This is a genomic window from Peribacillus sp. B65, assembly GCF_058513295.1.
Genome location: NZ_CP195840.1, coordinates 610,155 through 636,688, shown reverse-complemented (window position 1 = coordinate 636,688; position 26,534 = coordinate 610,155). Strand labels below are relative to the sequence as shown.

Genomic DNA, 26,534 nt, shown 5'->3' with positions numbered 1-26,534 from the left:
TAATGATCATTGATATACAGCAACTTCATTTCGATCGGTCATGCACCAGACGTTTTATTGATAATATGTTGTAAGGATGCTATGAATCTCTCGTTTTCAGGCGCAGTGCCAATGGTCACGCGGATAGTATTTTCATAGCCTAGCAAATGACCTGAACGGATGATGACACCCTGAATTAATAACTTCTCAAAAATGTCCCTGCCAGGCTGATTCAATTTGACCATCAAGAAGTTGGCATGTGAAGGGTAGAATGTTAATCCCATCTTGCTTAGTTCGTTTTCTAAATATCTTCTTCCTTCCTCATTCTTACGAACACATTTCTCAACAAATGGATGATCGTCGAGGGAAGCGAATGCAGCAGCCTGTGCTAAACGATTGGTATTGAAGGGCTCCTTCACTTTAACTAGCTCTTGTATGATGGAAGCATCCATTAAACCGTATCCAATCCTTAATGCAGCCAGGCCATAAATCTTCGAAAAAGTGCGTAAGATAACCAGATTTGAATGCATATTGAGAAGTGGTAAGGTTTCTAAAAATTCTGCATCTTCGACATATTCATAGTATGCTTCATCAACGATCAGCAAAATATGTTTCGGCACCTTTTCGATAAAAGAGCGCAACTTTTCTTTTTGAACGATCGTTCCTGTTGGATTATTGGGATTACAGACAAATATCATTCTTGTTTTTTCTGTTATGGCCTCATACATACCCTGCAGGTCATGTACCCCATTAATAAGAGGTATCTTTACAGGTGTGCCGCCGTCAATCAATACATTCGTTTCATACCGTGGAAATGTCACATCAGCCATGATGGCTTCATCATTTTGTTGGATATAGGTTCTTGTTAACAAACGAATCACTTCATCAGAACCATTTCCCAAAATGATATGATCTTTATTGATATTCAATTTCCTTGCCAGCTTTTCAGCTAATGCCGGTGCCATACCTTCAGGATAAAATGAGGTTTGCTCCATTTCGGTAAGCATGGCTTCTTTTGCTAGAGGTGAGTAACCGAATGGGTTCTCATTGGATGCCAATTTAACGATCGTTTCAAGACCAAGTTCGCGTTGCACTTCTTCAATTGGCTTGCCGGAAACATATGGGCTGATGCTTTCGATGTTTTGTCGAACCGGGATTTTCGTAAAGGTCAATGCAGGTTCCTCCCTTTGGTGAATTCTGAATTTTCTTTTTCTATTTGATTATTTTAATGATAGAATATTAACTGGTAAAATTACATACAAAAAAGAATGTATTTATTGCTATCCATACAACATTTTAAAGAAATATATGCTTATATTCCTTCATTATGAAAGGCGGTTGCTTCATGGATGAAATAGATGTCAGGTTACTGGAACTTTTACAAAGAGATGGACGCATTACGATTAGTGAACTATCGAAGAAATTGGCTCTCAGTCGACCTAGCATCTCTGAACGTATGTATCGCCTGCAAGAAAAGGGGATCATTGAGGGGTTCAGCGCAAGGGTTTCACCTCTGGCAATAGGAAGGGGTGTACTTGTGTTCATTCAGGTGAGTGAACTTAAGGTTCCTGTTTCCGATTTTGAGACATTGGTGAAAAATGATTTAGACATTATCGAGTGCCATCGTGTAACGGGAACAGTTGGATATTTTTTGAAAGCGGCTTTAGCTGATATGGACAGCATGAGATTACTGATAGATCGATTGATACCATATGGTCATCTGAATACATCCGTGGTTTTGACATCCCCGGTACCTTCCCGCTCCATTCTTCCAAGGTTCAATCATGGGGCGAAATCCTAGGTGGTAATTCAATTTATAAGGATTCGGTGACCGTTCAAACTAGAAAATAGGTTTATTACAAAAGGAACGAGGCAATGCGCCTGTTCCTTTTTGTCGTTATTTTAAATCCATCAAAGCCCCGAAATATTGCTGGGCGGTTGTAAAACAAATGAATGCCAATAGTTCAGAAATCTCTTCATCACTGAATGCCTCCTTCAACACCTGGAAAAATTTTTCCTCCGTTTTTTCACGCTGCAAGAGAAATACCTCCGCAAAGGCGATTGCATAGCTTTCTTTCATATCTTCCGGCTTTAGTGGAGTCCCTTTTGCCTGACAGTATGAGCAGCCATTACCGTATGCCAGCACCCTTCTGACGTTTTCCTTTAACTTCTCCGAAAGTTTCCCATCTGCAGATATGCAATCTGAAAGCTCCGACCATTTATGCGAAATCTCTTCAGAATGAAATAATCTTTGAAATGGACTGGATCCCTGTGATGATTTTTTTATTCTTGTCATGAACATCTCTCCTTTGAGATAATCCTAATATAAAAAACCAAGAAATTTAATTCCGTTTGTAAAGAAATGCGGTTGAATAATGAAAGAATGTAAAGAGAAGAAGGGAAATAATTTAAAAATGAAAATAGATGAGAAAGACCAGAGCATCCTTGCTGAATTAACGTTGAATAGCCGCATCTCCATGAGGGAATTGGCAAAGAAAGTAAACCTCTCTGCTCCCACCGTTGCCGAACGGGTACGGCAAATGGAGTCGTTCGGGATCATTAAAGGGTATGTTGCCGAGATTGATCATAAAAAGATCGGTTTTCCAATTGAGTGTATCGTGGAAGCAACGGTAAAAAATGGGGAATATGAGAAATTCAAAAAGTATATCTCCGAGGTGCCGAATGTTGACTTTTGTTATCGAATTGCCGGGCAGGCTTGCTTTATGCTGAAAATCCACACTCAGAGTCTTGAAGAAGTGGAGGAATTCATCAATCGGACCATTCCTTTTGCGGCAACCGTTACCCATGTGATCCTTTCACAGGTGGAGCGGGAATAGGAATGAGTATTTTTATAATGGAGGAAAAAGAGATCTGTAGGCCGATCATTTGAATTAATGGATAAAATCACGTGTCCATAAAGGTATACATAAGTTTGCAGCGCCTGGATATTTCCAGGTGTTTTTTTGCAATCAATGCTTTCGGTGATTCAAGAAAGAATAAGCTAATGGAATAAAGGGTACATGTAATAGTGGATTATAATCTGAAAAGGTGGGGTGAGGTATGTTGGAGGAAACTGACGACTTGAAACCTGAATTAGCCAGGGAAGCAGTTAATGTGATTGAAGATGTAGCTGGAAAATATCCTGGTTATCGGCGTGCACATGCAAGGGGATATGTTTATGAGGGGGTTTTTACCCCAAACGGAAAAGCGTCCCCATTAACGGTGGCTTCGCATCTTCAGGATGAAGCCGTGCCGGCGATCATTCGGTTTTCAAATAGCTCGCCGATTCCAAGCCATCCTGATGCCATTTCCCCTGTAAAGGGCATGGCAGTCAAGTTTCAATTGCCGAATGGAGAGGTGTCAGATCTTATTACTGTGACCATTCCGTTATTCTTTGCGAAAACACCGGAAGCGTTTGTTGATATAGCTGTTTTTTTCAAATCTGCCAAAGAAGGTTTCCCAAATCTGAAAGAGCTTGCAAAAATCCTGTGGAAGTATCCAGAAAGCAAGGCAAGCCTGCAAATGCTTAAAGAAATGCGTTCTCCAGCCAGTTTCTCAACGTGTCAATATTATTCCATTCATGCATTCTATTTCATTAACGCGGAAGGAAGGAGGCAGGCCATCAAGTACGAGTGGGTACCTGATGCCGGCCTTAGTATGCTAGAAAGAAAGGATTTGGCCAAGCATTCGCCAGAGTATCTGAATGAAGAAATGGAAGAGAGGCTGAAAGAAGGTCCGGTGGGCTTTAAATTGAACATACAAATAGGAGGGGAAAATGACCCGACTGACGATCCAACCACAGCTTGGCAGGAAGATAAACAGGTAATCACGATTGGGCATTTAATGATCTCCAAAAAATCGGAAGTGTGTAAAGATTCTTTATTGTTTGATCCAACCAATATTTCTGAAGGAATCGAGTGCTCGGAAGACCGGATCTTGAATTTTCGCCATAGTGCGTATGCCGTTTCATATGAACGACGGATAAATAACAAATGAATGAAATCACGAAAAGGGAACCCTGCATTAAAGGGGTTCCCTTCAGACTGCTGGAAAACCTGCTTTCGGAAATCCACTCCCTTTCCAACTGTAGACAAGTCTCATCAATGCAAGCGTCTGTGGGTTTCGGCTAGCCCAGTTATTCGGCAGGAGTGTCGCAAATTTCTTCAATCCAGTGAGAATTGCAGTAAAAAACTTAAAGGATAAGGACTTGTTATAAATTCATGGTTCGGGATGAAACTAATCTGAACCCCTTTTATAGTAGGTTACATTTTTCCGGATCTGAATATAGTGTAGAGCATAAGTAAGAACATCAGGGTTGCAACGACAAATCCAATCTCGATAACCGGTATTTTCCATAGGATCAAGGTTTCCCCGCCTATTGCAGAGCCGATAATGAGACCGACCATAATTATGCTGAATGCAAGCAGGATAATACTGAACGACAGCCGGTTCGAGATTTGATCAAGCTTATGTAAAAATACTTGAAGTTCGGGAATGTTGATATCGAGCCGCAATTTCCCTTTTTTAATGATACTTGTCACTTCCTTGATATCCTTGGGCAGTTCGGCAATGGCTTCAGCAGACTCGATGAATTGATTCCAGGCGTTTTTCGCAATGTTTTTTGGATTGTAGCGTTCCTTAAAAAGCCTCTCCCCAAAAGGTTCAGCTGCCTTCATGATGCTGAAATTCGGATCTAACCCTTCGACAATGGCCTCCATGGTAAGCAGAGCCTTGCCGAGCATCGTGAATTCGGGAGGGATTTGGACTTGATGCCGATTGGCAACAGTGAACAGGTCATTGACTGCTCCGCCTAAACTGATTTGGCTCAATGGGATATCATAATATTTATTTCGCAGCTCATCAATATCCCCCCTTAATGGAGCCATATCGATTTCGTCCGTCAGGAGGCCCATATCTGAAAGCGTCTTGATCAATCCATTGGTGCTTCCGCGTTTCAGGTTTATGACTAGCGAGGCGAACTGATACTTCGTTTCCTCCTCCAGACGTCCCACCATTCCGAAATCCATGAGTGCGACGACATTTCCCGGCAAAATGATGATATTGCCCGGATGGGGATCGCCGTGGTAAAAGCCATCAATCAATATTTGCTGAAGCATGGAGTTCGCTAATCTTTCTGCGATTTGCCGGCGATCATAACCTTCATCATCAAGCTGCTTATAATGGTTGATCTTAATTCCTTGAATGAAATCCATCGTCAGGACCCTTTTTGTGGAAAACTCCCAGTGGATCCTTGGTACCTTAAACCCTTGATCATCGATGAACTGTTTGGCAATTCTTTCCCCGTTTCGACCCTCGGAGTTATAATCGAGTTCTGCGCGTAGTGATTTAGCGAATTCATCAATCATTTTTCTGATTTGGTAGCGTCTTGCCCAAGATATGCGAGCTTCCATAAGTCTTGCCAAATCATCGAGAATTTCCAAATCCGTTTCCACTGTCGGCAGAATATCGGGCCGCTGCACTTTGATTGCTACGACTTCCTGTGAAGGAAGGCGTGCCGTATGGACCTGTCCAATTGAAGCGGTTGCCAGAGGGGTTTCATTAAATTCAAGAAAAATGTTTTCCAAAGAATCACCCAATTCGGCTTCGACAATTTTGCGAACCTTATCAAATGGAAAAGGGGTCACCTGGTCCTGTAGCTTTTCAAGTTCGCGGACGATCTCATCGGGAACGAAATCACGCCTAGTGCTTGCAATCTGACCAAGTTTAATGAATGTTGGTCCCAAGCTTTGTAATATCTTATGCAGCCGCTCTCCGATTGAGCGGAGGTTCAGGTTTTCATCGGGTTGGAGTTTCGATCCCGCTTTGCTCTCGGATAATCCCAGGCGATAGATGAAGTAACCGAAACCATTTTTCAAGAAGGCATTAATGATTTCCTGGTAACGATGTGCGTGTTTCAGTCGCTTGCGAAACATTCAAGTACCTCCTGTCACGATTGTAAGTTTTGGTTCTGCTTCTCCAAAATTACGATACGGCGCTCCAATTCCTGAATTTCTTCTTTAGTTGCCAAGTTTAGGCCATTGAGCGCTTGGTTGACTTTGGCCTTGACGGAATCATCCAGCTGCTTTTGGGCTTGTTCCCCTTTTTCGACCCATTGCTTCAAAAGGACCTTGGAGTCTTCTTTGCTGATATCGCCTTTTTTGACAAGAGAGTCCACTGCTTTTTCAATTTGCTCTTTTGTAGCAGCGGCAGCACCTAATCCTAAAGAAAACACATTTTTTAATAAGTCCATTTTTACATTCCTCCAATATAAGTTTTTTACACCGTAAGAAAGATAATAGCGGATGCCGTTCAATCTGGTTCATTCTTGCTGTTATTATCTATCATACATCACTTTAGGGCAGCTAGAAAAATATAAGGGTCCTCCAGGTTATTGATGATAGGAAATTGTTTGAAGTGTAGCGAATTGGATATTATGATAGGGACAAATCTGTGAAAGTGAGGATGGAATAATGGGTTTCAAAAATAAAACGGTGATTGTAACAGGCGCCTCGAATGGGATAGGGAGAGGCGTGGCAAAGGGATATGCAGAAAGCGGCGCTTCAGTCGTTCTCGCAGATTTGGACGAGCGGGAAGGTCTTTCGTATGTGGAAGAGCTCAAAAGTAACGGTCATGAAGCCATGTTCGTCAAAACGGATGTACGCAAGGAAGCTGACATCCATCATTTGATGGATGTAACTCTAAAAACATATAAGACCATTGATATATTAATCAATAATGCAGGAAAGGCATTATTCAAATCGCTTTATGACCTGACGATTGAGGAATGGGACGATATGATGAATACGAATTTGCGCAGTGTTTTCCTTTGTTCCCGGGCTGCTGCAGAATCGATGCGGAAAAATGAAAAGGGAGGTGCAATCATCAATTTGGCATCAACCAGAGCGGTGATGTCTGAACCTGATTCGGAATCCTATGCAGCGACAAAAGGAGGGATCAAAGCACTGACACATGCACTTGCCGCTTCTTTAGGCAAAGAGAAAATTACGGTCAATTCGATTTCTCCGGGATGGATTGAAACGGGAGATTATGAATCGCTGAGGGATAAAGATCACCAGCAGCATTTTTCCAATCGGGTTGGCAAGCCTGAAGATATTGCAAGGGCCTGTCTTTATTTGACGGCATCGGAAAATGATTTCGTTACGGGTGCGGACCTTATCGTCGATGGAGGCATGACAAGAAAAATGATGTACGAGGAGTAATCTCATTTTTTCCGATAAAGATATTGCAATTCAGTCCCGAGTTCACGGTTGAGCAGCTGTTCCATTTCTTCAAGCTCCTTTATGCCGATAGGGCCATCGGCAGCTGTCCAGTGAATGGTATAAACAAAATAGTAATCTCTTATTTTTCGGAAAATAACAGGCGAATTCGGGAATTGATCAAAAATTGCCTTGATATTATAGCGTCTCATGTAGGACCACTTAACAAGCTGCATGTTGCTACCCATCCTTTTCAAAAGAGATCAATGACTGCCATGATGGCAGCCATTGGTCCGGTTCTTATTTATCGTTGAATAAATTGAATAAGCCTCTAGCTACGCTGCCTTCTTCGGAGGATCCTCCATTTTGCGGAGCTGCAGCAAATACACGGCTTGCAAGCCGGCTGAATGGCAAAGATTGCACCCAGACGGTTCCTGGTCCTTTTAATGTTGCAAAGAATAAACCTTCGCCACCGAATAAAGCGGTTTTCACGCCTTTTACAGTTTCAATATTATAATCTACCCCGCTAGTCATCGCTACTAAACATCCTGTATCGACGCGTAAGATCTCTCCTGCAGCCAATTCTTTTTTATGGATTGTGCCGCCGGCATGAACGAAGGTCATTCCATCTCCTTCAAGTTTTTGCATGATGAAGCCTTCACCGCCAAAGAAGCCTGCCCCTATCTTTCTTTGAAACTCAATTCCGACTGAAACGCCTTTCGCTGCCGCCAGGAATGCGTCTTTTTGACAAATGATTTTCCCGCCGAGCTCGCTTAAATCCATCGGAATGATTTTACCTGGATAAGGCGAGGCGAATGAAACATGTTTTTTATCTCGTCCTTCATTCGTAAAAGCCGTCATGAAAAGACTCTCACCAGTAAGGAGCCGTTTCCCGGCACCGAATAGCTTACCCATCATTCCGCTGTCACCATTCGATGACCCATCGCCAAAGATGGTTTCCATCTTGATTTGATCTTCCATCATCATCAAACTTCCAGCTTCGGCAATCACCGTTTCCTGAGGATCCAATTCCACTTCAACAAACTGCATGTCATCTCCATATAATTTAAAATCTATTTCATGGTTATTCATATTCCATTCCTCCTATCAATCTTATTTTCATTGTAAAAGATAAACTCTTAACCTGCCAATATTTTTCAATTTTTCGCCGTAATTTATATATTTTTTGTTTTCACGGGTATATCTAGTAAAATGTAGGAAGAAAAACAGCATGACACTTAAGCGGGAATGAACTTTTTTCTTAAGTGCAGGAGGAGACAGCCATGGAGACTTACATACTATCATTGGACCAGGGAACGACAAGTTCCCGGGCCATTTTATTTAATAAAAGCGGGGAGGTTTTGCATATTGCCCAAAAGGAATTCGCCCAATATTTCCCGAATCCTGGATGGGTGGAGCATAACGCCAATGAAATTTGGGGTTCCATCCTATCGGTAATCGCTTCCTGTCTATCGGAAATGAATGTAAAGCCTGAACAGATCGCTGGAATTGGCATAACGAATCAACGGGAGACGACCGTGGTATGGGATAAGGAAACAGGTCAGCCGATCCATCACGCCATCGTCTGGCAATCCCGGCAGACAAGCGAAATCTGCACGCAATTGAAGGATGGAGGTCTCGAAGACTTATTTTTGCAAAAAACCGGTTTGTTGATTGATGCTTATTTTTCCGGTACAAAGGTGAAATGGATTCTCGACCATGTAGATGGGGCACGGGAAAAGGCTGAAAACGGAGACTTATTGTTTGGTACGATCGATACGTGGCTGATATGGAAACTTTCGGGTGGTAAAGCACATGTAACCGATTATTCGAATGCTTCAAGGACGCTGATGTATAACATTCATGACCTGAAGTGGGACGAAGAGCTGCTGGAAATCCTGCAAGTGCCGCGATCGATGCTCCCGGATGTTCGCTCTTCATCGGAGATATACGGGAAAACCGCGCCACACCATTTCTTTGGGCACGAAATCCCGATTGCCGGGGCAGCGGGAGATCAACAGGCCGCTTTGTTCGGACAAGAATGCTTTGAAAAAGGAATGGCTAAGAATACGTATGGCACAGGATGCTTCATGCTGATGAATACAGGAGAAAAGGCAGTGAAATCAGAGCATGGCCTGTTGACCACGATTGCATGGGGGCTGAATGGAAAAGTCCAATATGCCTTGGAAGGCAGTATTTTTGTCGCAGGTTCGGCCATACAATGGTTAAGGGATGGGCTGAAACTCTTGCATGATCCGAAAGACAGTGAAAAGTATGCTTTGCGGGTCACTTCAGCCGATGGTGTCTATGTAGTTCCCGCATTTGTTGGATTAGGTACCCCTTATTGGGATAGTGATGTCAGGGGAGCTGTATTCGGACTGACAAGGGGGACATCGAAGGAGCATTTCGTCCGGGCAACATTGGAAGCGCTGGCCTACCAGACAAAAGATGTACTTAAGGCCATGGAAGTCGATTCAGGGATTAACCTAAAGGCATTGAGGGTCGATGGCGGCGTTGTCAAAAACAATTTCTTGATGGAATTTCAAAGCGGCCTCCTGAATGTACCAGTCGAAAGACCGGTCATTAGTGAAACGACAGCTTTAGGGGCAGCGTATTTAGCTGGGCTTGCTGTCGGATATTGGGAAGATCAGGAAGAGATTTCAAAGCTATGGGCAGTCGATAAGAAATTCGAACCCGAGATGGAAGAACAGGAACGGAAGGATTTATATGATGGCTGGAAAAAGGCAGTTCAGGCGGCAAGGGTTTTTAAATAGAGTAAGTAAGGGTATTAATAGAAAGAGATGAATACAGAACGTACAAACTTAAAAAAGGGGTGGTAATATGTTAGTTAAGGATTTCATGATAAGGGAAGTCTACGTAGCCCGTCCTGATTTTACATTAAAGGAAATTCTGCGGATCTTAATTGAAAATAAAGTGGGCGGGGTCCCCGTTGTGGATGAAAATGATAAGCTATTGGGAATGGTGACGGACGGGGATATCCTCCGTTACTTGACACCTGCAGAGGAAGCCATCATGGGGTATTTCACCTATATTACGGTTCTTCCCGGTGAAGAGTTGGATGAAAAGGTTACATCCAAAATGAATGATAAAGTCTCACAAATCATTAAAAATAAAAGGATTACAAAGCTATCTCCCGAAGATCCGTTAGATGAATTGATAAAGGTCCTTTCCAAGCATCATTTCAAGAAAATCCCCGTCGTGGACAAAAATGATAAAGTCGTCGGCATCATCAGCAGGGGAGATGCACTTAGGGCCCTTTATAAGGAATTCGTTCAAAAGCTGGAATAAATGGGCATCATAAAAAGGCCTGCTCGATTACGAGCAGGCCTTTTTTGTAATCATCATTGAGTGCTTTCTACTGCTTTATCTGCATCAGATTCACCTTTTGCTCTTTTTTCCTTCAATTTAAAGTAGGCGTCCATTACGTCCCGCCCGATCCGTTTGTTAATATCATCAGAGGGCTTGCCTTGATACACCCATGGCACGACGACAGAAAATGCCACTTCCGGATTATTGTGAGGTGCATAACCTACAAGCGTCAAATTGATAGTCGGGACTGGCCTGCTATATTGATTTCTCCGCGGTCCGTCGTAAAAGGCCTCGGCAGTACCCGTTTTTGCTGCCGCACGGTAGGACTTCCCGCCGAAATATTTATATGCCGTCCCGCCTGGTTCCTGGGCAACCTGTCTGAATCCTTCCTGGACACGTTGCATCCAAACGTCTTTCCCGCCTAAATCGTTTAATACTTTAGGACTCATTGTTTTAAAAACGCTGCCCAATTCTTGGTGCTCATTGGAAGGATTCCTGATTTCCCTGACCATATGGGGCTCAAGCCTTTTTCCGCCATTTGCAATCGTCGAAACATACTGTGCCAATTGCATAGGAGTATATGTATCATACTGCCCAATCGATAAATCCAGCAGCAATCCGTCTGTTGACATATCGACTCCTTTAAACCCTACGGATTCATTTGGCAGGTCGATGCCTGTGCGGACACCCAATCCAAATTGGGCATAATGATTCCGCATGATTGAATAAGCTTCCCGGTTGATTCCTAACGGCCGGTGAGGGATATAATGACCGCCGGCAATTTTGATTGCCGTCATGAACATATAGACATTCGACGATTTCTTTAATGCGGAGACATCGGTTACATAACCCAAATCACTATAAGATCCTTTCTCAGGGGCCCCTGCTAAAAGGAGTTTTCTGTCAAAAAAAGCTGACCCTGGTGCGATGGCTCCTGTCTGAAAGCCCGTGTAGACAGTGGCTCCTTTAACAGATGACCCCATCGTATAGGATGTCGTAATGTTTCCAAGGGCGAAATCGTTCATTTCGGTCAATCCGGTCTTACTGTTGCGGCCGTATTGCCTGCCGGCCATTGTAAGCACCTCGCCTGTATTCGGGTCCATTAAAACGACAAAGGCACGATCCAATAAGTAGGTATTTCCTTTAGCTTTCGATTTCGACAATTCTCTCTCGATGATTTTTTCAACCTGTTGCTGCAGCTCCATATCAATTGTAAGGACCAAGTCTTTTCCGCTTTGCCCTTCAGTGAGGGTATTCGTTTTGATGACTTCCCCTTTGCTCAGCACATTTTCAATCCGTGTCTTTTGACCGCGCAGGACATCTTCATATTGCTTTTCGATATAACTTTTTCCGACCCGGTCATTCCTGGTATAGTCGCGTGCCAGGTAATAGTCGATATTTTCACTGGGAATGCCTTCTTCGGAAGAAGAGACATTGCCAAGAACCGAGCGGAGGGTCTTGTCATACTTATAGGTCCTTTCCCAATCCGTCGTTACATCCACGCCTGGCATTTCATCCAAATGTTCGCTGACCCTGGCGAATTCCTTAGTGGTGACATCTTTATTCTTCACGATCGACGGTGCGAGGGCATAGCCGCTATTGAATTCCCGGAAGATGGCGATGACTTCCAATTCATCTTTGGAGAATTCCTTGATATTCTCATCGGTTACCCGCTCCATTTGAAGTTTGTATAAATCTTTTTGCTCCAGTTTCTTTTCGACTACTTTCTTCCTCTCGGCCTTGGTAATCAAGGCTTCGGCCTCTTTTGGATGTTTTAAAATCCAAAAATCCTTTTTATCCGGCAGGGTTACCTTTTTGGTATCCTTTTCTATCAAGGTGGCAAGGATTTCCGCCGTCTTCACCATATCTGCCGTTTTCGTATTCGGGTATTTCGTATAGGTAATGGCATTACGTGGCTCATTATCAACGACCGGATTCAAGTTGCGGTCATACATCTTGCCACGGGGAACGGGGGTATTGGCCACATCGTTTTCCGTTCGGTCGACTTCGCGGAGGTAATCATCTCCATACACGATTTGGACGATGCCAAGCCGGATTATTAAGCTTGAAAATAAAATGAATATTAAAAAGAACATAAAGTTCAGTCGGAAAGGAATTGGGGTTTTTTTCTTTTTTTCTTTGGCCATCATTAACATTCCTTTCTAGTAAAAGTAAAAAATAAGAAAATTCCTATCTCCAATGATATATAAAATTAACTTATTTTTCTATGCTTTATCCGTAAATTTATCTATATTTCCAAAAGAATGTTCTGGAGTTATATAATCCCTAGTAATCTTATAATTGGGAAAATTGATATAAATATAAATGTCAATGGGGTTTTAATAGATAAAGAGAGGGAGAAGCGGCAAAGCGACAATCATGAGGAGAGATGCATATATGAGTCGCTCTTGTGGCAAAAGCGCTAGGAAGGACATTTTGTAAATGAATGAAAAAAAGGTCTTTAAACCTTAGAATCCATTCACAATGACTTAAGTACCATGATAAGCATTAATTTACTTCATATTTCCTAACGGGAGTTTGAGTCGTGACACTGATAACCTCTTTGAAATATCCGCATAGCTCAAGCCATTTTTCAGGGTAAATATAGTTGAAGCGTTCGATCGTTTCTAGGGAGTGAAGCACAAGGGAATCGATTTGACCCGCTTTTTTACTTTGTAAATTGAATAAAAGCTCATGCGGGATTGTGTAATAAGGGTGGATTTGATACGGATTGAGTATGACCGGGGAAATATTCTTCTCTTCCATATACTTGTCCGTCACGATCTTTTGGATTGCAAAGCTTTCATCAGTATGTAAATCCCCGATTTTGTAATTTGGATTCAATAGTACAATGCCTCTCATTTGCTTCACCCATTCTTTTTTGCTAACCATTCTTGCCAAATGGGGGAAGGGATATTCAAAGTAAGAGGCTTGATGCTAGAAAATGGCTTTCATTCCGTTAAGGGTTTTGAGATGCTTGACATTTTCGAGCACCTCGTTGGTCAGGTCCGACTTTTTAATGATCGGTAAGCTTTGTAAATCCTCTATGAAGCTTACATTCGTGAACCAATCAAAGGAATGGGTAGGAAAGAATAGTTGATCTTCCCATGCATCATGAAGAGTGGGGCTGTAGACTTTATCATCTTTTGAAGTGGATGCATCAGAGGTATATATGCTTGCCCAGTAATCCTCTCTGGAACCCGTGTGGGGAATCTCTTTAGTAAATTGGCCAACACCGCGAAAAACCACCGGATGCTGAAAAAGAAGCTCATATAATGATTTCCCCGTTTCAATACGCTGTTTTGGGTCGGCAAAGCGTTCAACGGTAAGGCCGGTCAAGGAATGAAGTCCTTTTTGCTTGTTTGCATAAGGAAAGATCACTTTCATGAAGCCTAAGTATTCCTGCAGCTGAAAATCAAGCCTGCGGAGGATTTCACCATGACGGGTGCGTTTTAATATCCTTTCCTGAAGCATTCTTTGCTCATTAATGATAAGGGCCGTTGTCAAAAGGGGTGAATGGGGCTCTTCAATGAAAGATTCCCAAATCGGGGCCATGAATCTTGAAATGCGGAATACCGGTAAATACCTTCTTAGCGGAAGTTCTTTTTGTTTAGAATGTTCATATAAAAGAAGCTGGGGGAAGGCATCATCAAATATGGCTGAATTGGCGCGCTCAAGGAACAGGAAGAATTTCTGCCGTTCCGCTTGGTCAAAGAGGTGGGTCATGGCTGAGCTTTTCAAGTCAGTCATATGGTATCCTCCATTCCTCGAAACCATATGTGCTAAAAAGGCCCAATGGACCTCTGGATTACGATTGTAAAAGGCAAGATATGCTTGTGTTCTTGTGATATTGTTCCGGTTCAAGGCAGCAGTCTCGGTTCGAATGCTTTTTATAAGAGCGGTTTCCTCAGGGAAAAAAGCTTTTGACTCATCAAAAGGCTGAAAGAGCTCTTTTTGTAAAAGGGATTTTAGCGTGCCATATCTTTCATCATCGATGATGGGTTTTGTTTTGGCAGGGTGTTTACCCAACAGCTTTTGCAAATATTGGGAGAGCATACAATCACCACGGTTGTTTTTCGATCATTATATGCAGAGCCGTCAAGAAAGGGGCGTTGCATTTGCAACGCCCCAAGGTGATGTCATCTTTTCTTCTTCTTTTCCAGGTACAATAAAATATAATAGACTATCCAGAAAAGAAACACAGGAATGAAGGATAAAAATCTATATTGGACCGGTACGGCAAATAAGATGAAAATGGATGATAATAAAAAGGGAACCGCCAGGAGTATATATTTTCTCCATTGCATATGCTGAACCTCCTTAGGTTACGTCATTCTTATAAGAATAAAGGATTATCCATCAATAATCTAGAAAAGTCGCAATTGACAAAAATATGCAAACGTAGTAATCTTTAAATATAAGTTAAAAATTACCATTAATTAATGAAAAAGGAGGCGAACGTCATGACTAAATCAGTTAAGCACAGTGATGTCATAATCGAATATCATACGTCCGCCTGCCCTGTGACCTTGTCTTTCTAGACATAGGATCCGACGTGTTCATTGATCATTTTAAAGCGCAGGTTGTGGAATTTTCGCGGCCTGCGCTTTTTATATGTGTTATTACGCATTTAAAAAAGCTTCCGCTAATTGGCGGGGGCTTTTTGGCATTTGGAATACAGGTGCATTCGCATCCTTTCCATATAAAAGATAGGAGGAATTTTAAAATGAGACAAAAGACATTGGAAATTTTATTGCAGCCGGGAGATCCAGAAAGCGGTTAGCGAGTGAAAGAGTTGATCAAAAGGGAGGGGAATTCATGTTTGCGATTTTTAAAAAGCTGTCCTGGTTCTTTAAAGAACAGTGGCAGCGTTACACCTTGGCGATTTTATTTCTATGTATAGTGAATATCTTGGAGGTTATCCCGCCAAAACTTGTCGGGAATGCCATCGATGATATGAACAATGGCAGCATGACGCAGGAAGGGGTCATGAAATACGTTATTTATTTGCTGATTGTACTGATCGGCAGTTATCTATTTGGTTACTTATGGAGTTATCTGTTATTCGGCGGCGGAAACTTGGTCGAACGAAAACTAAGATCCCGATTTATGGGCCATTTGCTGAAAATGACGCCGAGCTTTTATGAAAAAAACCGTACAGGGGATTTAATGGCAAGGGCAACCAATGATTTAAAGGCAATATCCCTCACAGCTGGTTTCGGGATATTGACCCTCGTTGACGCTGTGCTGTTCACCATTACGGTAGTGGTCATGATGGGAGCCACGATCAGCTGGCAGTTGACGATTGCGGCGGTTCTGCCGCTTCCGATCATGGCAGTGATGATGCAAATTTACGTGAAGAAAATTTACAAACGTTTTACGGATGCACAAGCAGCCTTTGGTACTTTAAATGACAAGGTCCTGGAATCCATTTCAGGTGTCCGTGTTATCCGGGCCTATGTCCAGGAACGGGAAGATGAAAAGCGGTTTGATGAAATGACCGAGGATGTATATCGCAAAAATCTAGCCGTGGCAAGAATCGATGCCCTCTTCGATCCGACGATCAGCATTATCATTGGCATCAGTTATTTAATCGGGTTGGGCTATGGGGCTTACCTTGTATTTCAACAGGCCATAACGCTTGGCGGACTTGTTTCGTTCAATGTGTACCTAGGCATGTTAATTTGGCCGATGATCGCGGTGGGTGAACTGATCAATGTCATGCAAAGGGGAAATGCTTCGCTAGATCGTGTTCAGGATACCCTTTCACATGAAGCGGATGTGAAGAATTCATTGGGGCTGGAGAGTATTCCGAATCCGGGAAATATCCAATTCAATTCAGTGTATTTTACATACCCTTCCTCAACGGTTGTGAATCTATCCAATATTTCCGTTCAGCTTGAGCGCGGTCAAACATTGGGGATAGTGGGGAAAACAGGTAGTGGAAAAACGACATTCGTGAAGCAATTGCTGCGGGAATACCCATTAGGAAAAGGTAAAATCGCTTTTGCAGGCATGCCGCTGGAGCAACTGACCCTTGAAGATATTCGTAAATGGATCGGCTACGTTCCACAGGACCATTTTTTATTCTCGAAGTCTGTTAGGGAAAATATCTTATTCGGTAAAATGGATGCAACCGAAGATGAACTGGCTGAAGCTATCCGGCTTGCGGATTTTGAGAAGGACTTAATGATGCTGCCAAACCGTCTTGAGACACTCGTCGGTGAGAAGGGTGTCGCACTATCCGGAGGGCAAAAGCAGAGGATCTCGATTGCCAGGGCACTGATCAAAAATCCGGAAATCCTTATATTGGATGATTCCTTATCCGCTGTAGATGCAAAAACGGAAACGACGATCATCGAAAATATCCAAAATGAACGTGCAGGGAAAACGACCATCATCACAACCCATCGCTTATCGGCCGTTCAGCACGCGGACAGGATAATCGTATTGGACAGCGGAGAGATCATCGAAGAGGGGACTCATGCGGATTTACTGCAGAATGATGGCTGGTATAAGGAGCAATATGAGCGACAGCAGGTTGACGAAGGGACGGAGGTGAAGGCATGAAGGTCGTAAAGAAACTTTTTAATTATGCTGCCCTTTATAAAAAATTGATCATTGGCGCCCTGATCATGCTGGCACTTTCGGTAGCCGCCGATTTAACGGGTCCTTTCGTTGCCAAGAAAATCATCGATTCACATATACTTGGCATTGAATCTTCCTGGTATGAAGCGGGTAAAGGAAAAGATGCTGTCAAGTATGATGGAAATTGGTATAAACGGGCTGATTACTTTGCAAAAGGTGAGAAGAAAGGCAGGGAAGTCCATGTTCTGCAGGTCGGCAATCAATTTGTCTTCGTAAATGAGGCTGTCCCTATCGATGGGCGCAGAACCTTGGAGGACCAATCATTGATCATCAGGAAAGACGGGAAAGAGCAGCGTACGCAAGCAGTGAAATTGACGAGTCAGGAAGTGATGGGATTTTACCAACCGGAAATCCCTCGGATCATTAAGCTTGTGGCTTTTTATTTTAGCCTTGTCATCCTTTCCTCCATTTTTCAATATGGGCAGAGTTTTTATTTACAGAAAGCGGCGAACCGAATCATACAGAAGATGCGAAATGATATTTTTAAGCATATTTCCCGTCTGCCGATACGTTATTTCGATAATATGCCAGCGGGTAAAGTTGTAGCCAGGGTCACTAATGATACGGAAGCGATCCGGGAATTATATGTAACCGTGCTCGCCAACTTCTTCTCGAGTACAATTAATATTTTCGGCGTTCTAATTGCTTTGTATATTCTGGATCCACGAGTCGGTACCATCGGCACGTTACTTATTCCGATCATCGTTATCTGGACGATGGTATACCGTAAATTCGCCTCGAAATATAATCACATCATTCGGGAACGGGTAAGCGATATTAATGGGATGATCAATGAATCCATTTCTGGAATGAGCATCATTCAGGCATTTGGACGTGAAAAGGAGACAAAGCAATCTTTTGAAAATCTAAACAGTGAGCATTATTCCTATCAAAATAAAATGCTCCATTTGAATTCGTTGACGGGTGGAAACTTGATTGGCGTCATTAAGGTTTTGGCGCTTATGGCATTCGTCTGGTATTTCGGCGGGATTTCCCTTACTGCCAGTTCGGCCATTTCCTTAGGGATGATGTATGCAATTGTTGATTTGATCAGCCGCCTGCTTCATCCGCTTCACGGAATCGTCAATCAGTTCGCTAATCTTGAACAGGCGCTTGTTGCAGGGGCGCGGGCATTCAGTTTATTGGATGAGCAGGGATTGGCAGTCAGTGATGAAAACATATCCAGATACAAAGGAAACGTGCAATTCGAAAATGTTTCTTTTGGTTATAAGGATAATGAATATGTGTTAAAGGACATTTCCTTCTCCGCTAAACAAGGGGAAACGGTCGCTTTAGTTGGCCATACCGGGTCAGGAAAAAGTTCCATAATGAATTTATTGTTCCGCTTTTATGACAGCAGTGAAGGCCAAATTAAAATCGATGGCACGAATATATTGGATATCCCTCATCAGACGCTTCGTGAGCATATGGGAATCGTCCTTCAGGATCCCTATTTATTTACAGGCACCATCGCCTCCAATATCAGTCTGAATCATAAAGACATTACAAGGGAAATGGTTGAAAAATCATTAAGAGATGTCGGGGGGGACAAAGTGCTGAAGCATCTTCCTTTAGGGCTGGACGAACCCGTGATCGAAAAAGGCGGAACGCTGTCTTCCGGGCAGCGGCAGCTAATCTCTTTTGCCCGTGCTCTTGCATTCAATCCGGCCATATTGATTTTGGATGAAGCGACAGCGAGCATCGATACCGAAACCGAGGCAATTATCCAGGAGGGGATGGAAGTGCTGAAAAAAGGAAGAACGACCTTCATCATTGCACATAGACTTTCCACGATAAAAAATGCCGACCAGATTCTTGTACTGGATAAAGGGCGGATTGCTGAGCAAGGTACACATGAGGAATTAATGGAACTAAAAGGGAAGTATTATCAAATGTATGAACTGCAGGCTGGTCCGCATAAAGGCATGGCTGGTTGAACACAATTGAATAAGGGTGGATCATCAAGTTTAAACTATAATGAGGGTACCGACTTTTGGTACCTTCAAGCATAATTATTGATAATAGTAATCATTACGTTTAAGATATACCTATACTGACGATGAGGTGATAATAGTGAAACAAGAAATTCATCCCGATTATCAACAAGTGGTATTCATGGATACCAACAGTGGGTATAAATTTTTGACAGGCTCCACGAAGACGTCCAATGGAACGATCGTTTGGGAAGACGGACAAACATATCCATTATTAAAAGTGGAAATCAGCTCGGATACGCACCCTTATTATACAGGAAAGCAGAAGTTTGCTGAAAAAGGCGGACGGGTGGATCGCTTCCTGGATAAATATAATATGAAGAATTGAGAGTCAGGCCATCGGGAAATCGATGGCCTTTTTTTATGACTGGGAAGAAAAAGAGTTAATAATGATGCAAGGAAAAAGGGTGCCCATATATGAGGCACCCATCCTTTATTCATTTTGCAGCAATTGCTTCCCCTTTGGCAATATTGACGAGGGCCGCATCGAAGTCCTTGATTATATCGTCCGGATTTTCAAGTCCGACAGAGAGGCGGAGCAAGCTGTTCGTGATGCCCCGCTTTTCCCTTTCATCATCAGGCATGGCAGCATGGGACATTTTGGCCGGGTAAGATAATATGGATTCGACCGCTCCCAGGCTTACGGCAAATACAGGGAGCTCGACAGTGTTCACGAAGGAACGGAAGATTTCCTCACTTTCCAATTCAAAAGATAGGACCGCCCCTGCTCCAAGTGACTGGCCTTTCTGGATGGCGTGCTGTGGATGATCGGCTAGGCCGGGATAATACACTTTTTTCACCAAGGGCTGATCTTTTAAGTAGGCTGCAATCTTTTCTGCCCCTTTTTGTGAATGTTCCATTCTAACTGACAAGGTTTTTAAACCTCTCATTACAAGCCAGGCATCTTGGACACCAAGGACCGCTCCAAAGGAGTTTTGGAGCGAACCGAGTCTTGCCGCCAATTCCGGATCTTTCACGACCGCAAGCCCAGCTACCACATCACTATGTCCGGATAAAAACTTCGTCGCGCTATGAAGGACAACATCGGCGCCCAGATTCAGCGGTTTTTGCAATGCGGGCGTCAAGAATGTATTATCAACAAAACTTAAGGCACCGGCTTTTTTTGCAATATCACATACAGCTTGAATATCGGTCACTTTAAGTAACGGATTTGAAGGCGTTTCAATGTATATGGCCCTGGTATTTGGCTGAACGGCCGCTTTGACGCTTTCAAGGTCCGTCATGTCAACGAAGGTATGCTCAATATTGAAACGGGTCAATACGCTTGTGACCATCCTGAACGTTCCGCCATACACATCTTCGGAAATGACGATATGGTCTCCGGCAGACAATAGCAGGAAGGCTGTTGAAATGGCAGCCATACCTGATGAAAAGGCAAAGCCGTGAGTGCCTTCCTCTAAATCGGCAATGATATCTTCAAGTGCCTCGCGAGTTGGGTTCCCGCTTCTGCTGTAGTCATATTTGCCGAATTGATCGATATCCGATTGATGGAACGTCGATGCATGCTGAATGGGGACGCTCACACCACCCGTTGCCGGATCGAATTTATGTTGATTATGAAGTAATTTCGTTTCAAAGCTAAAATCATGACCTGTCATCGTAGTGCCTCCCTTTTTACATGTGCGAATGCTTGCTGCAGGTCGCCAATCAAATCATCGCTATCCTCGATGCCAACGGAGAAGCGAAGCAGGCGATTACAAACCCCATTTGCCGTTCTGACTTCAAGCGGTATATCGGCATGTGTTTGTGTGGCAGGATAGGTGATGAAGCTTTCAACCCCTCCAAGGCTTTCTGCAAAGGAAATTAATGAGAGCGATTGTAAAAATGGGTTGACCGCCGCTTCATCAATGATGCGGAAAGAAATCATGCCGCCTCTGCCGGGATACAATACATCAGTGACACAATCATGCTCCGATAAGTAATCTACAAGTATCTTGGCATTCTTTTCATGACGCTCCATCCGCAATGCCAGGGTTTTCATTCCTCGCATCAACAGCCAAGAATCAAATGGGCTCAAGACAGCTCCAGTACCATTATGATGGAAGGCAAGTGCATCACATAATTCAGCGCCGTTAGCAACGATCAGTCCCGCGAGCACATCATTATGACCACCGAGATACTTGGTTGCACTATGAATCACAATATCCGCTCCAAGCACGATGGGTTGTTGAATAAGAGGCGTGTAAAAAGTGTTATCAACGATTAACAATAAATTATATCGTTTGGCCAATGCCGCAACGGCGCTAATGTCCGTTTGCTGCATAAGGGGGTTAGTGGGAGTTTCGATGAAGATGGCTTTCGTGTGAGGAGTGATGGCTTTTTCGATATCCTCCAAACAACAAGTGTTTACATAGTCACACTGCAATCCCCATTTTTTAAAACCTTGTTCTAACAGACGATATGTACCGCCATAAAGATCTTCGCTGACAATCCATGCATCCCCGGATTTAAAAAGGGCGAGAATAGTGGAGATGGCGGCCATTCCTGAACTGCAGGCATAACCTTGGTCTCCTTTTTCCAGATCGGCGATGGATCGCTCCAATAGCTGGCGTGTAGGGTTACCAGTCCTTGTGTAGTCGAATCCCGTCGATTGGCCAATTCCTTCGTGACGAAAAGCTGTTGAAAAGTATACCGGCGGATTGACTGTTCCTGTCGCCGTTTCGCTGCGATTTCCTAATTGAGCAAGATATGTTTCAAATTTGTACATGGTTTTCACTGCTCCTTTGAGTTATATAAAATAAAAAAAAGTCTTCTTTAAGAAGAAGACTTTGATTAAGTAGGGACGAGTCATTCTTCTTATCTTCCAAGTTCACAAACTTGTGGAATTAGCACCTTTTCATTGGTTTGAAACAAATGAAGGTTGCTGAGGTGTCATCGGGCCATTCCCTCTACCTCTCTCGATAAGAGTTTAGATTATTCAATTTCTTTTGAATTTACTATATATACAAAATACTGTCAAGGACATTTTGGGAGTGATAATGCTTTGATGTTCATGACCAGGTCAATTGGAGCCTAGCGGTGTCTACACTTTATGTGTCTAAAAAGAATAATTGAATTTTCATATAAACATGAATGGAACTTGGATTTTTCAGAAAACATGGAAAGGGTCAGCGGGATATTTTTGCTTTAAAATAATAAAGTTTGTACAATGTATGGAGAGAAAGAATAATCCGACATTATTCATTTCATATGCAAAAGGTCTTCAATGAATAGTGCAAACATAGGAGGAGAACACATGGAATACAGAATCGAACGAGATACGATGGGTGAAGTGAAAGTTCCTGCTGATAAATATTGGGGAGCACAAACTGAGAGAAGCCGTAACAATTTCAAAATAGGTAACGAAAAAATGCCGATTGAATTAGTTCGTGCATTTGCATACGTTAAACAAGCTGCGGCAAAGGTGAACTATGATCTTGGTGATCTTTCCGAAGTTAAAAAGAATGCCATCGTCAAGATTTGCGGGGAAATCCTTGAAGGTACGCTTGATGAACATTTCCCGCTTGTAGTTTGGCAAACGGGAAGCGGCACGCAAAGTAATATGAACGTGAACGAAGTGGTCGCTAACAAAGGGAATGAATGGTTAAAAGAAAATGGTGAATCTGAAACCCTTCACCCGAATGATGATGTTAACAAGGCGCAAAGCTCAAATGATACTTTCCCGACCGCCATGCATATTGCAGCCTTTATGGAAGTCGCTGAAAAATTGGTGCCTGCCATCAAAGCCCTTCGTGATACATTCGATACAAAAGAAAAAGAATTTTGGGATGTCGTGAAAATTGGCCGGACACATCTTCAAGATGCTACACCATTAACATTAGGACAAGAAATTTCCGGTTGGAAAGCGATGCTCGATAAGGATCTAGCGATGATTGAAGAAAGCAGCCAAAAATTATTGAACCTTGCTCTAGGCGGAACGGCTGTAGGAACCGGAATCAATACAAAAGAAGAATTCCCGGGACTCTCTGCCAAACAAATTGCAGCAGATACAGGATACCCTTTTGTCACATCTGATAATAAGTTCCATGCATTGACTAGCCATAACGAAATCGTCTACGCACACGGTGCTTTGAAAGCATTGGCGGCGGATTTAATGAAAATTGCGAACGATGTCAGATGGCTTGCTAGTGGACCAAGAAGCGGAATCGGCGAAATAGCCATTCCGGAAAACGAACCGGGCAGCTCCATCATGCCAGGTAAAGTCAATCCAACACAAAGTGAAGCGCTTACCATGATTGCAACACAAATCGTTGGTAACGATGCTACAATTGGCTTTGCAGCAAGTCAAGGTAACTTTGAATTGAATGTATTCAAACCAGTCATCATCTATAACTTCCTGCAGACGGTCAAATTATTGACGGAAGGCATTCATTCATTCAACGACAATTGTGCGGTGGGCATCACTGCAAATGAAGATAAAATCAAAGAAAATGTAGAACGTTCCCTTATGTTGGTAACAGCATTGAACCCGCATATCGGTTATGAAAAAGCAGCCAAGATCGCCAAAACGGCATTCAAGGACAACTCTACGTTAAAAGAAGCGGCGTTGAAATTGGAGTTCCTGACGGAAGATGAATTCAAAGCATGGGTCGATCCTGCTAACATGGTTAATAAATAATTAGTAGTGCCCTCCCTCTGGTATTAGGGAGGGTGTTTCCATGTGTTAAAATAATGGAATCTACAAATACTGAAATAATAAGTATCGGGAACAGGAGGAAAAACAATGTCTATATGCCCGCTTTGCAACGGTCTGAGAAAAATTCATGTGAAATGCCCGGAATGCGGCAGTGATCTTGAGGATAAAGGGAAATTCATGGACTACGCGGATGATTACAGTGCTTATATGGATATCGACATACTTAAAGAAAACGACGGATACCCTCAATCCCTTCAAAAAGGCCAATGCCCGCATCTCATGAAATGCCCGGAATGCGGACATGATGAAGTGGTATTGGTCCAGGAATGAATTGGAATAAACGTAAAAAGACCCATTATGAATGGGTCTTTTTACGTTTAATTGGCAGATAACTTCATGCTTTCCTGCATCTGTTCATCTTCTTCAACTAAAATGCGATGTTCAGTCCCTTTATCAAAAAAGTGTGCTTTATTCATGTCGAGGGCAAGATCGATCTTTTCCCCTGCCTGAATAATATTCTTGGCATCGACCCGTGCAACGAAGTCCTGCCCCTCTAATGTGGAGTAGAGCATAATCTCCGCGCCCATGAGTTCGGCTACATCAATTTGGGTCGTGAATGTAGTGTTAGGGGACTTCGTGAAGTAAGCTCCTTCATTATGGAAATCCTCCGGACGGATTCCAAGGATAACATCTTTTCCGGCATATCCTTGATCACGCAGCATTTTCATTTTCAATTCAGGTATTTCAAGCGTTTGTTCGCCTATTTTAATTGTGCCTTCTTTTAATGTTCCGGTAAAGAAGTTCATGGCAGGCGATCCGATAAAGCCGCCGACGAAAACATTTATTGGTTTCTCATAAACGTCCTTTGGAGCACCAACCTGTTGGATGATACCATCTTTCATTACAACAAGGCGTGTCGCCATGGTCATTGCCTCTGTTTGGTCATGCGTGACATATATCGTTGTAGTGTCGAGCCGTTTATGCAATTTAGCGATTTCGGCACGCATTTGAACCCGCAGCTTTGCGTCGAGATTGGATAATGGCTCATCCATCAAGAAAACTTTTGCGTCCCTTACAATTGCACGGCCGAGAGCCACACGCTGGCGCTGACCACCTGAAAGCGCTTTAGGTTTCCTGTTTAGCAGCTCTTCAAGTCCGAGAATCCTTGCCGCTTCATTGACCTTTTGCTTGATTTCCGCTTTTGGCGTTTTCCTGAGCTTTAATCCGAATGCCATATTGTCAAATACGGTCATATGAGGATATAAGGCATAGTTCTGGAAAACCATCGCAATATCACGATCTTTAGGAGGGACATCATTGACTCGCTTGCCGTCTATGTATAAATCCCCTTGGGAAATGTCCTCCAGTCCGGCAATCATCCTTAATGTCGTTGATTTGCCGCAACCGGAAGGTCCCACAAAAACGATGAATTCCTTATCGGCAACACGAAGGTTGAAGTCTTTAACAGCCGTCACCTTTTTATCATAAATCTTGAATATATGATCTAACACTAACTCTGCCATGAAAAATCCCCCTTTTAAACTCCTGATTACTTGTACCAATTAGCTATAGTCTAAGCTATCGGTTTAGAAAAAAGTATGGGCACATTGCACAAAAAAGGATGATATTACCTCTTTGTATGGAAATTAATCATTCAGAAGAAAAATCAAGTACGCAGTAAGGGCATGACGGAAGTTTCTAATATCGAGACCAGTTCTTTCAGAGAATTTATCGATTCGGTATTGTAAGCTGTTCCGATGTATATAAAGCTGTTTGGCGGCATAGGTGGCATTGGAATTACATTCAATATACGTTTTAACTGTTTTGATAAGCTCAGTATCCTGCTTGGTCTTGCCAAGAATTTGATTGATATACCACTTTGCATTCTTAAAGGATGGTTCATTTATTAATGAATGAGGGATGATATCTGCCAAATCAGTCACCTTTAGATCCGGCAGATGCACCTGTGCCAAATCAAAACACCTTTTCTCCTGGGCCCAGTGATGGTGAAGGTCTTGATTTACAGGATGAAAGCGCCCCGTGAACATACGGGTCTTTACATAAAAATCACTCTCAAGCGTGGAAGAAATGGCGATTAGTTCTTTATTTGATAATGGTTCATCCTTGTCTGTTTCAATTAAGACTCCTGCCGTTTCATTTTCCCAGATAATAGCTGCGTCAGATGGAACGAAAGCGAGGAAGGCCTCTTCAAAATCGGAGTTGGAAAAATCAGCATGAGTCAGCTTGAAATGAAGGAATCGAACATTCTCCCAGCTCGTTAAAGGCAATGGTGCATTCGGTTCGGATAAAAAATTTTTCCATGATGAGTCTGGATGTGCATTGAGGTTCTTTGGGTTTATGGAAGGAGCAAAAAGCAGTTCCAATAAACGGATTTCCTCGGCTGTGATTTCTGAACGGGGAATGCCAAGTATACTTCTGGATTCTTCGAACCAAACATAATCAGAAATATCATCAGTATCCTTTTTATTGGTAAGAGCGTTCGGGAATTTTTGTTTAAGATTTTCAAGCATCGGTTCCACCTTCTTTCTCTCTTTCCATATCATTATAGCGAAAAAGAATAAAGTTCAAAAGATTAGGATATTGCCAGTTTTTCCGAAAGGGAAAATCAAAGAAAAGTTGCAAGTATTATTAATGTTAGGAAAGGGTATTGCGTATGCTTTATGGAATATCGTTAAAGAGGAGGAGATC

At 42.8% G+C, this 26,534-nt stretch carries 26 protein-coding genes and 1 riboswitch; of the genes, 11 read left to right on the top strand and 15 right to left on the bottom strand.

The features are described 5' to 3' along the window. Positions 1–38: 38 nt before the first annotated feature. A complete protein-coding gene (hisC, locus tag ACSR9O_RS03215; RefSeq protein WP_491723904.1) occupies positions 39–1,151 on the bottom strand; it encodes a histidinol-phosphate transaminase in 1,113 nt (370 codons plus the stop codon). A 173-nt stretch (positions 1,152–1,324) separates the two neighbouring features. Between hisC and ACSR9O_RS03210 the strand changes: the two genes are divergently transcribed. Beyond that, positions 1,325–1,780 carry an Lrp/AsnC family transcriptional regulator gene (locus ACSR9O_RS03210; protein ID WP_491723903.1) on the top strand — a complete coding sequence of 152 codons (456 nt, stop codon included), beginning with the start codon at positions 1,325–1,327 and terminating at the stop codon, positions 1,778–1,780. 96 nt (positions 1,781–1,876) lie between these two features. On the opposite strand, the gene ACSR9O_RS03205 is transcribed toward ACSR9O_RS03210, so the two are convergent. Next, positions 1,877–2,275 carry a carboxymuconolactone decarboxylase family protein gene (locus ACSR9O_RS03205; protein ID WP_101224228.1) on the bottom strand — a complete coding sequence of 133 codons (399 nt, stop codon included), beginning with the start codon at positions 2,273–2,275 and terminating at the stop codon, positions 1,877–1,879. A 118-nt stretch (positions 2,276–2,393) separates the two neighbouring features. Here ACSR9O_RS03205 and ACSR9O_RS03200 point away from each other — a divergent pair, with 118 nt between their 5' ends. After that, positions 2,394–2,816 carry an Lrp/AsnC family transcriptional regulator gene (locus tag ACSR9O_RS03200; protein ID WP_101224441.1) on the top strand — a complete coding sequence of 141 codons (423 nt, stop codon included), beginning with the start codon at positions 2,394–2,396 and terminating at the stop codon, positions 2,814–2,816. 223 nt (positions 2,817–3,039) lie between these two features. After that, a complete protein-coding gene (locus ACSR9O_RS03195) occupies positions 3,040–3,975 on the top strand; it encodes a catalase family peroxidase (protein WP_491723902.1) in 936 nt (311 codons plus the stop codon). 42 nt (positions 3,976–4,017) lie between these two features. On the opposite strand, the gene ACSR9O_RS03190 is transcribed toward ACSR9O_RS03195, so the two are convergent. The 3 genes from ACSR9O_RS03190 to ACSR9O_RS03180 all read right to left on the bottom strand — a co-directional run bounded on the left by ACSR9O_RS03190 (position 4,018) and on the right by ACSR9O_RS03180 (position 6,229). After that, entirely contained in the window at positions 4,018–4,146 is a 129-nt protein-coding gene (locus tag ACSR9O_RS03190) for a hypothetical protein (RefSeq protein ID WP_491723901.1), read from the bottom strand. A gap of 95 nt (positions 4,147–4,241) precedes the next feature. Next, a complete protein-coding gene (locus ACSR9O_RS03185; RefSeq protein ID WP_491723900.1) occupies positions 4,242–5,912 on the bottom strand; it encodes an ABC1 kinase family protein in 1,671 nt (556 codons plus the stop codon). Positions 5,913–5,926: 14 nt separating this feature from the next. Next, positions 5,927–6,229: a phasin family protein gene (locus ACSR9O_RS03180; protein ID WP_491723899.1), complete on the bottom strand. Its 303-nt coding sequence runs from the start codon at positions 6,227–6,229 to the stop codon at positions 5,927–5,929. Between the two features lie 220 nt (positions 6,230–6,449). Here ACSR9O_RS03180 and ACSR9O_RS03175 point away from each other — a divergent pair, with 220 nt between their 5' ends. Further along, complete coding sequence (locus tag ACSR9O_RS03175; protein ID WP_491723898.1) at positions 6,450–7,199, top strand: SDR family NAD(P)-dependent oxidoreductase; 750 nt, start codon at positions 6,450–6,452, stop codon at positions 7,197–7,199. A gap of 2 nt (positions 7,200–7,201) precedes the next feature. Here the strand turns inward: ACSR9O_RS03175 and ACSR9O_RS03170 are convergent, their stop codons facing one another. Continuing rightward, on the bottom strand, positions 7,202–7,444 hold the full coding sequence (locus tag ACSR9O_RS03170) for a protein YuzH (protein WP_491723897.1): 243 nt from the start codon (positions 7,442–7,444) through the stop codon (positions 7,202–7,204). A gap of 52 nt (positions 7,445–7,496) precedes the next feature. Continuing rightward, complete coding sequence (locus tag ACSR9O_RS03165) at positions 7,497–8,288, bottom strand: TIGR00266 family protein (RefSeq protein WP_048687434.1); 792 nt, start codon at positions 8,286–8,288, stop codon at positions 7,497–7,499. A 191-nt stretch (positions 8,289–8,479) separates the two neighbouring features. Between ACSR9O_RS03165 and glpK the strand changes: the two genes are divergently transcribed. Together glpK and ACSR9O_RS03155 are read left to right on the top strand one after the other, a co-directional pair. Then, a complete protein-coding gene (gene glpK, locus ACSR9O_RS03160) occupies positions 8,480–9,970 on the top strand; it encodes a glycerol kinase GlpK (RefSeq protein WP_491723896.1) in 1,491 nt (496 codons plus the stop codon). 67 nt (positions 9,971–10,037) lie between these two features. Beyond that, positions 10,038–10,505 carry a CBS domain-containing protein gene (locus tag ACSR9O_RS03155; RefSeq protein WP_491723895.1) on the top strand — a complete coding sequence of 156 codons (468 nt, stop codon included), beginning with the start codon at positions 10,038–10,040 and terminating at the stop codon, positions 10,503–10,505. A gap of 53 nt (positions 10,506–10,558) precedes the next feature. On the opposite strand, the gene ACSR9O_RS03150 is transcribed toward ACSR9O_RS03155, so the two are convergent. From ACSR9O_RS03150 to ACSR9O_RS03135, 4 genes are all read right to left on the bottom strand, one after another. Continuing rightward, positions 10,559–12,673 carry a peptidoglycan D,D-transpeptidase FtsI family protein gene (locus tag ACSR9O_RS03150; RefSeq protein WP_491723894.1) on the bottom strand — a complete coding sequence of 705 codons (2,115 nt, stop codon included), beginning with the start codon at positions 12,671–12,673 and terminating at the stop codon, positions 10,559–10,561. Positions 12,674–13,034: 361 nt separating this feature from the next. Beyond that, entirely contained in the window at positions 13,035–13,418 is a 384-nt protein-coding gene (locus ACSR9O_RS03145; RefSeq protein WP_260356864.1) for a hypothetical protein, read from the bottom strand. Between the two features lie 45 nt (positions 13,419–13,463). Beyond that, the gene (locus ACSR9O_RS03140; protein WP_491723893.1) at positions 13,464–14,567 is read right to left on the bottom strand and encodes a DUF2515 family protein; all 1,104 of its coding nucleotides are present in this window, start codon (positions 14,565–14,567) and stop codon (positions 13,464–13,466) included. Between the two features lie 98 nt (positions 14,568–14,665). Continuing rightward, on the bottom strand, positions 14,666–14,833 hold the full coding sequence (locus ACSR9O_RS03135) for a hypothetical protein (RefSeq protein ID WP_157831094.1): 168 nt from the start codon (positions 14,831–14,833) through the stop codon (positions 14,666–14,668). A gap of 511 nt (positions 14,834–15,344) precedes the next feature. Between ACSR9O_RS03135 and ACSR9O_RS03130 the strand changes: the two genes are divergently transcribed. From ACSR9O_RS03130 to ACSR9O_RS03120, 3 genes are all read left to right on the top strand, one after another. After that, positions 15,345–17,096 carry an ABC transporter ATP-binding protein gene (locus tag ACSR9O_RS03130; RefSeq protein WP_491723892.1) on the top strand — a complete coding sequence of 584 codons (1,752 nt, stop codon included), beginning with the start codon at positions 15,345–15,347 and terminating at the stop codon, positions 17,094–17,096. Continuing rightward, positions 17,093–19,111 (top strand): ABC transporter ATP-binding protein, encoded by a 2,019-nt coding sequence (locus tag ACSR9O_RS03125; protein ID WP_491723891.1) that lies wholly within the window; start codon positions 17,093–17,095, stop codon positions 19,109–19,111. The genes ACSR9O_RS03130 and ACSR9O_RS03125 overlap by 4 nt, the downstream gene beginning before the upstream one ends. 136 nt (positions 19,112–19,247) lie before the next feature. Then, on the top strand, positions 19,248–19,496 hold the full coding sequence (locus ACSR9O_RS03120; protein ID WP_491723890.1) for a type B 50S ribosomal protein L31: 249 nt from the start codon (positions 19,248–19,250) through the stop codon (positions 19,494–19,496). Positions 19,497–19,605: 109 nt separating this feature from the next. Here the strand turns inward: ACSR9O_RS03120 and metC are convergent, their stop codons facing one another. After that, positions 19,606–20,787, bottom strand: a complete 1,182-nt coding sequence (gene metC / locus ACSR9O_RS03115) for a cystathionine beta-lyase (protein WP_101224215.1) — start codon at positions 20,785–20,787, stop codon at positions 19,606–19,608. Beyond that, positions 20,784–21,896: a methionine biosynthesis PLP-dependent protein gene (locus tag ACSR9O_RS03110; RefSeq protein WP_491723889.1), complete on the bottom strand. Its 1,113-nt coding sequence runs from the start codon at positions 21,894–21,896 to the stop codon at positions 20,784–20,786. The genes metC and ACSR9O_RS03110 overlap by 4 nt, the downstream gene beginning before the upstream one ends. A gap of 86 nt (positions 21,897–21,982) precedes the next feature. Beyond that, a riboswitch (SAM riboswitch) is annotated at positions 21,983–22,096 on the bottom strand. A gap of 328 nt (positions 22,097–22,424) precedes the next feature. Here ACSR9O_RS03110 and fumC point away from each other — a divergent pair. Continuing rightward, positions 22,425–23,807 (top strand): class II fumarate hydratase, encoded by a 1,383-nt coding sequence (gene fumC, locus ACSR9O_RS03105; RefSeq protein ID WP_491723888.1) that lies wholly within the window; start codon positions 22,425–22,427, stop codon positions 23,805–23,807. Between the two features lie 105 nt (positions 23,808–23,912). Beyond that, positions 23,913–24,155 (top strand): hypothetical protein, encoded by a 243-nt coding sequence (locus ACSR9O_RS03100; RefSeq protein ID WP_076367341.1) that lies wholly within the window; start codon positions 23,913–23,915, stop codon positions 24,153–24,155. Positions 24,156–24,202: 47 nt separating this feature from the next. Here ACSR9O_RS03100 and ACSR9O_RS03095 read toward each other — a convergent pair whose 3' ends face one another. Both ACSR9O_RS03095 and ACSR9O_RS03090 read right to left on the bottom strand, forming a co-directional pair. After that, positions 24,203–25,348 (bottom strand): ABC transporter ATP-binding protein, encoded by a 1,146-nt coding sequence (locus ACSR9O_RS03095; RefSeq protein WP_491723887.1) that lies wholly within the window; start codon positions 25,346–25,348, stop codon positions 24,203–24,205. A 123-nt stretch (positions 25,349–25,471) separates the two neighbouring features. Next, entirely contained in the window at positions 25,472–26,356 is an 885-nt protein-coding gene (locus tag ACSR9O_RS03090; RefSeq protein ID WP_491723886.1) for a PucR family transcriptional regulator, read from the bottom strand. Positions 26,357–26,534: the final 178 nt, after the last annotated feature.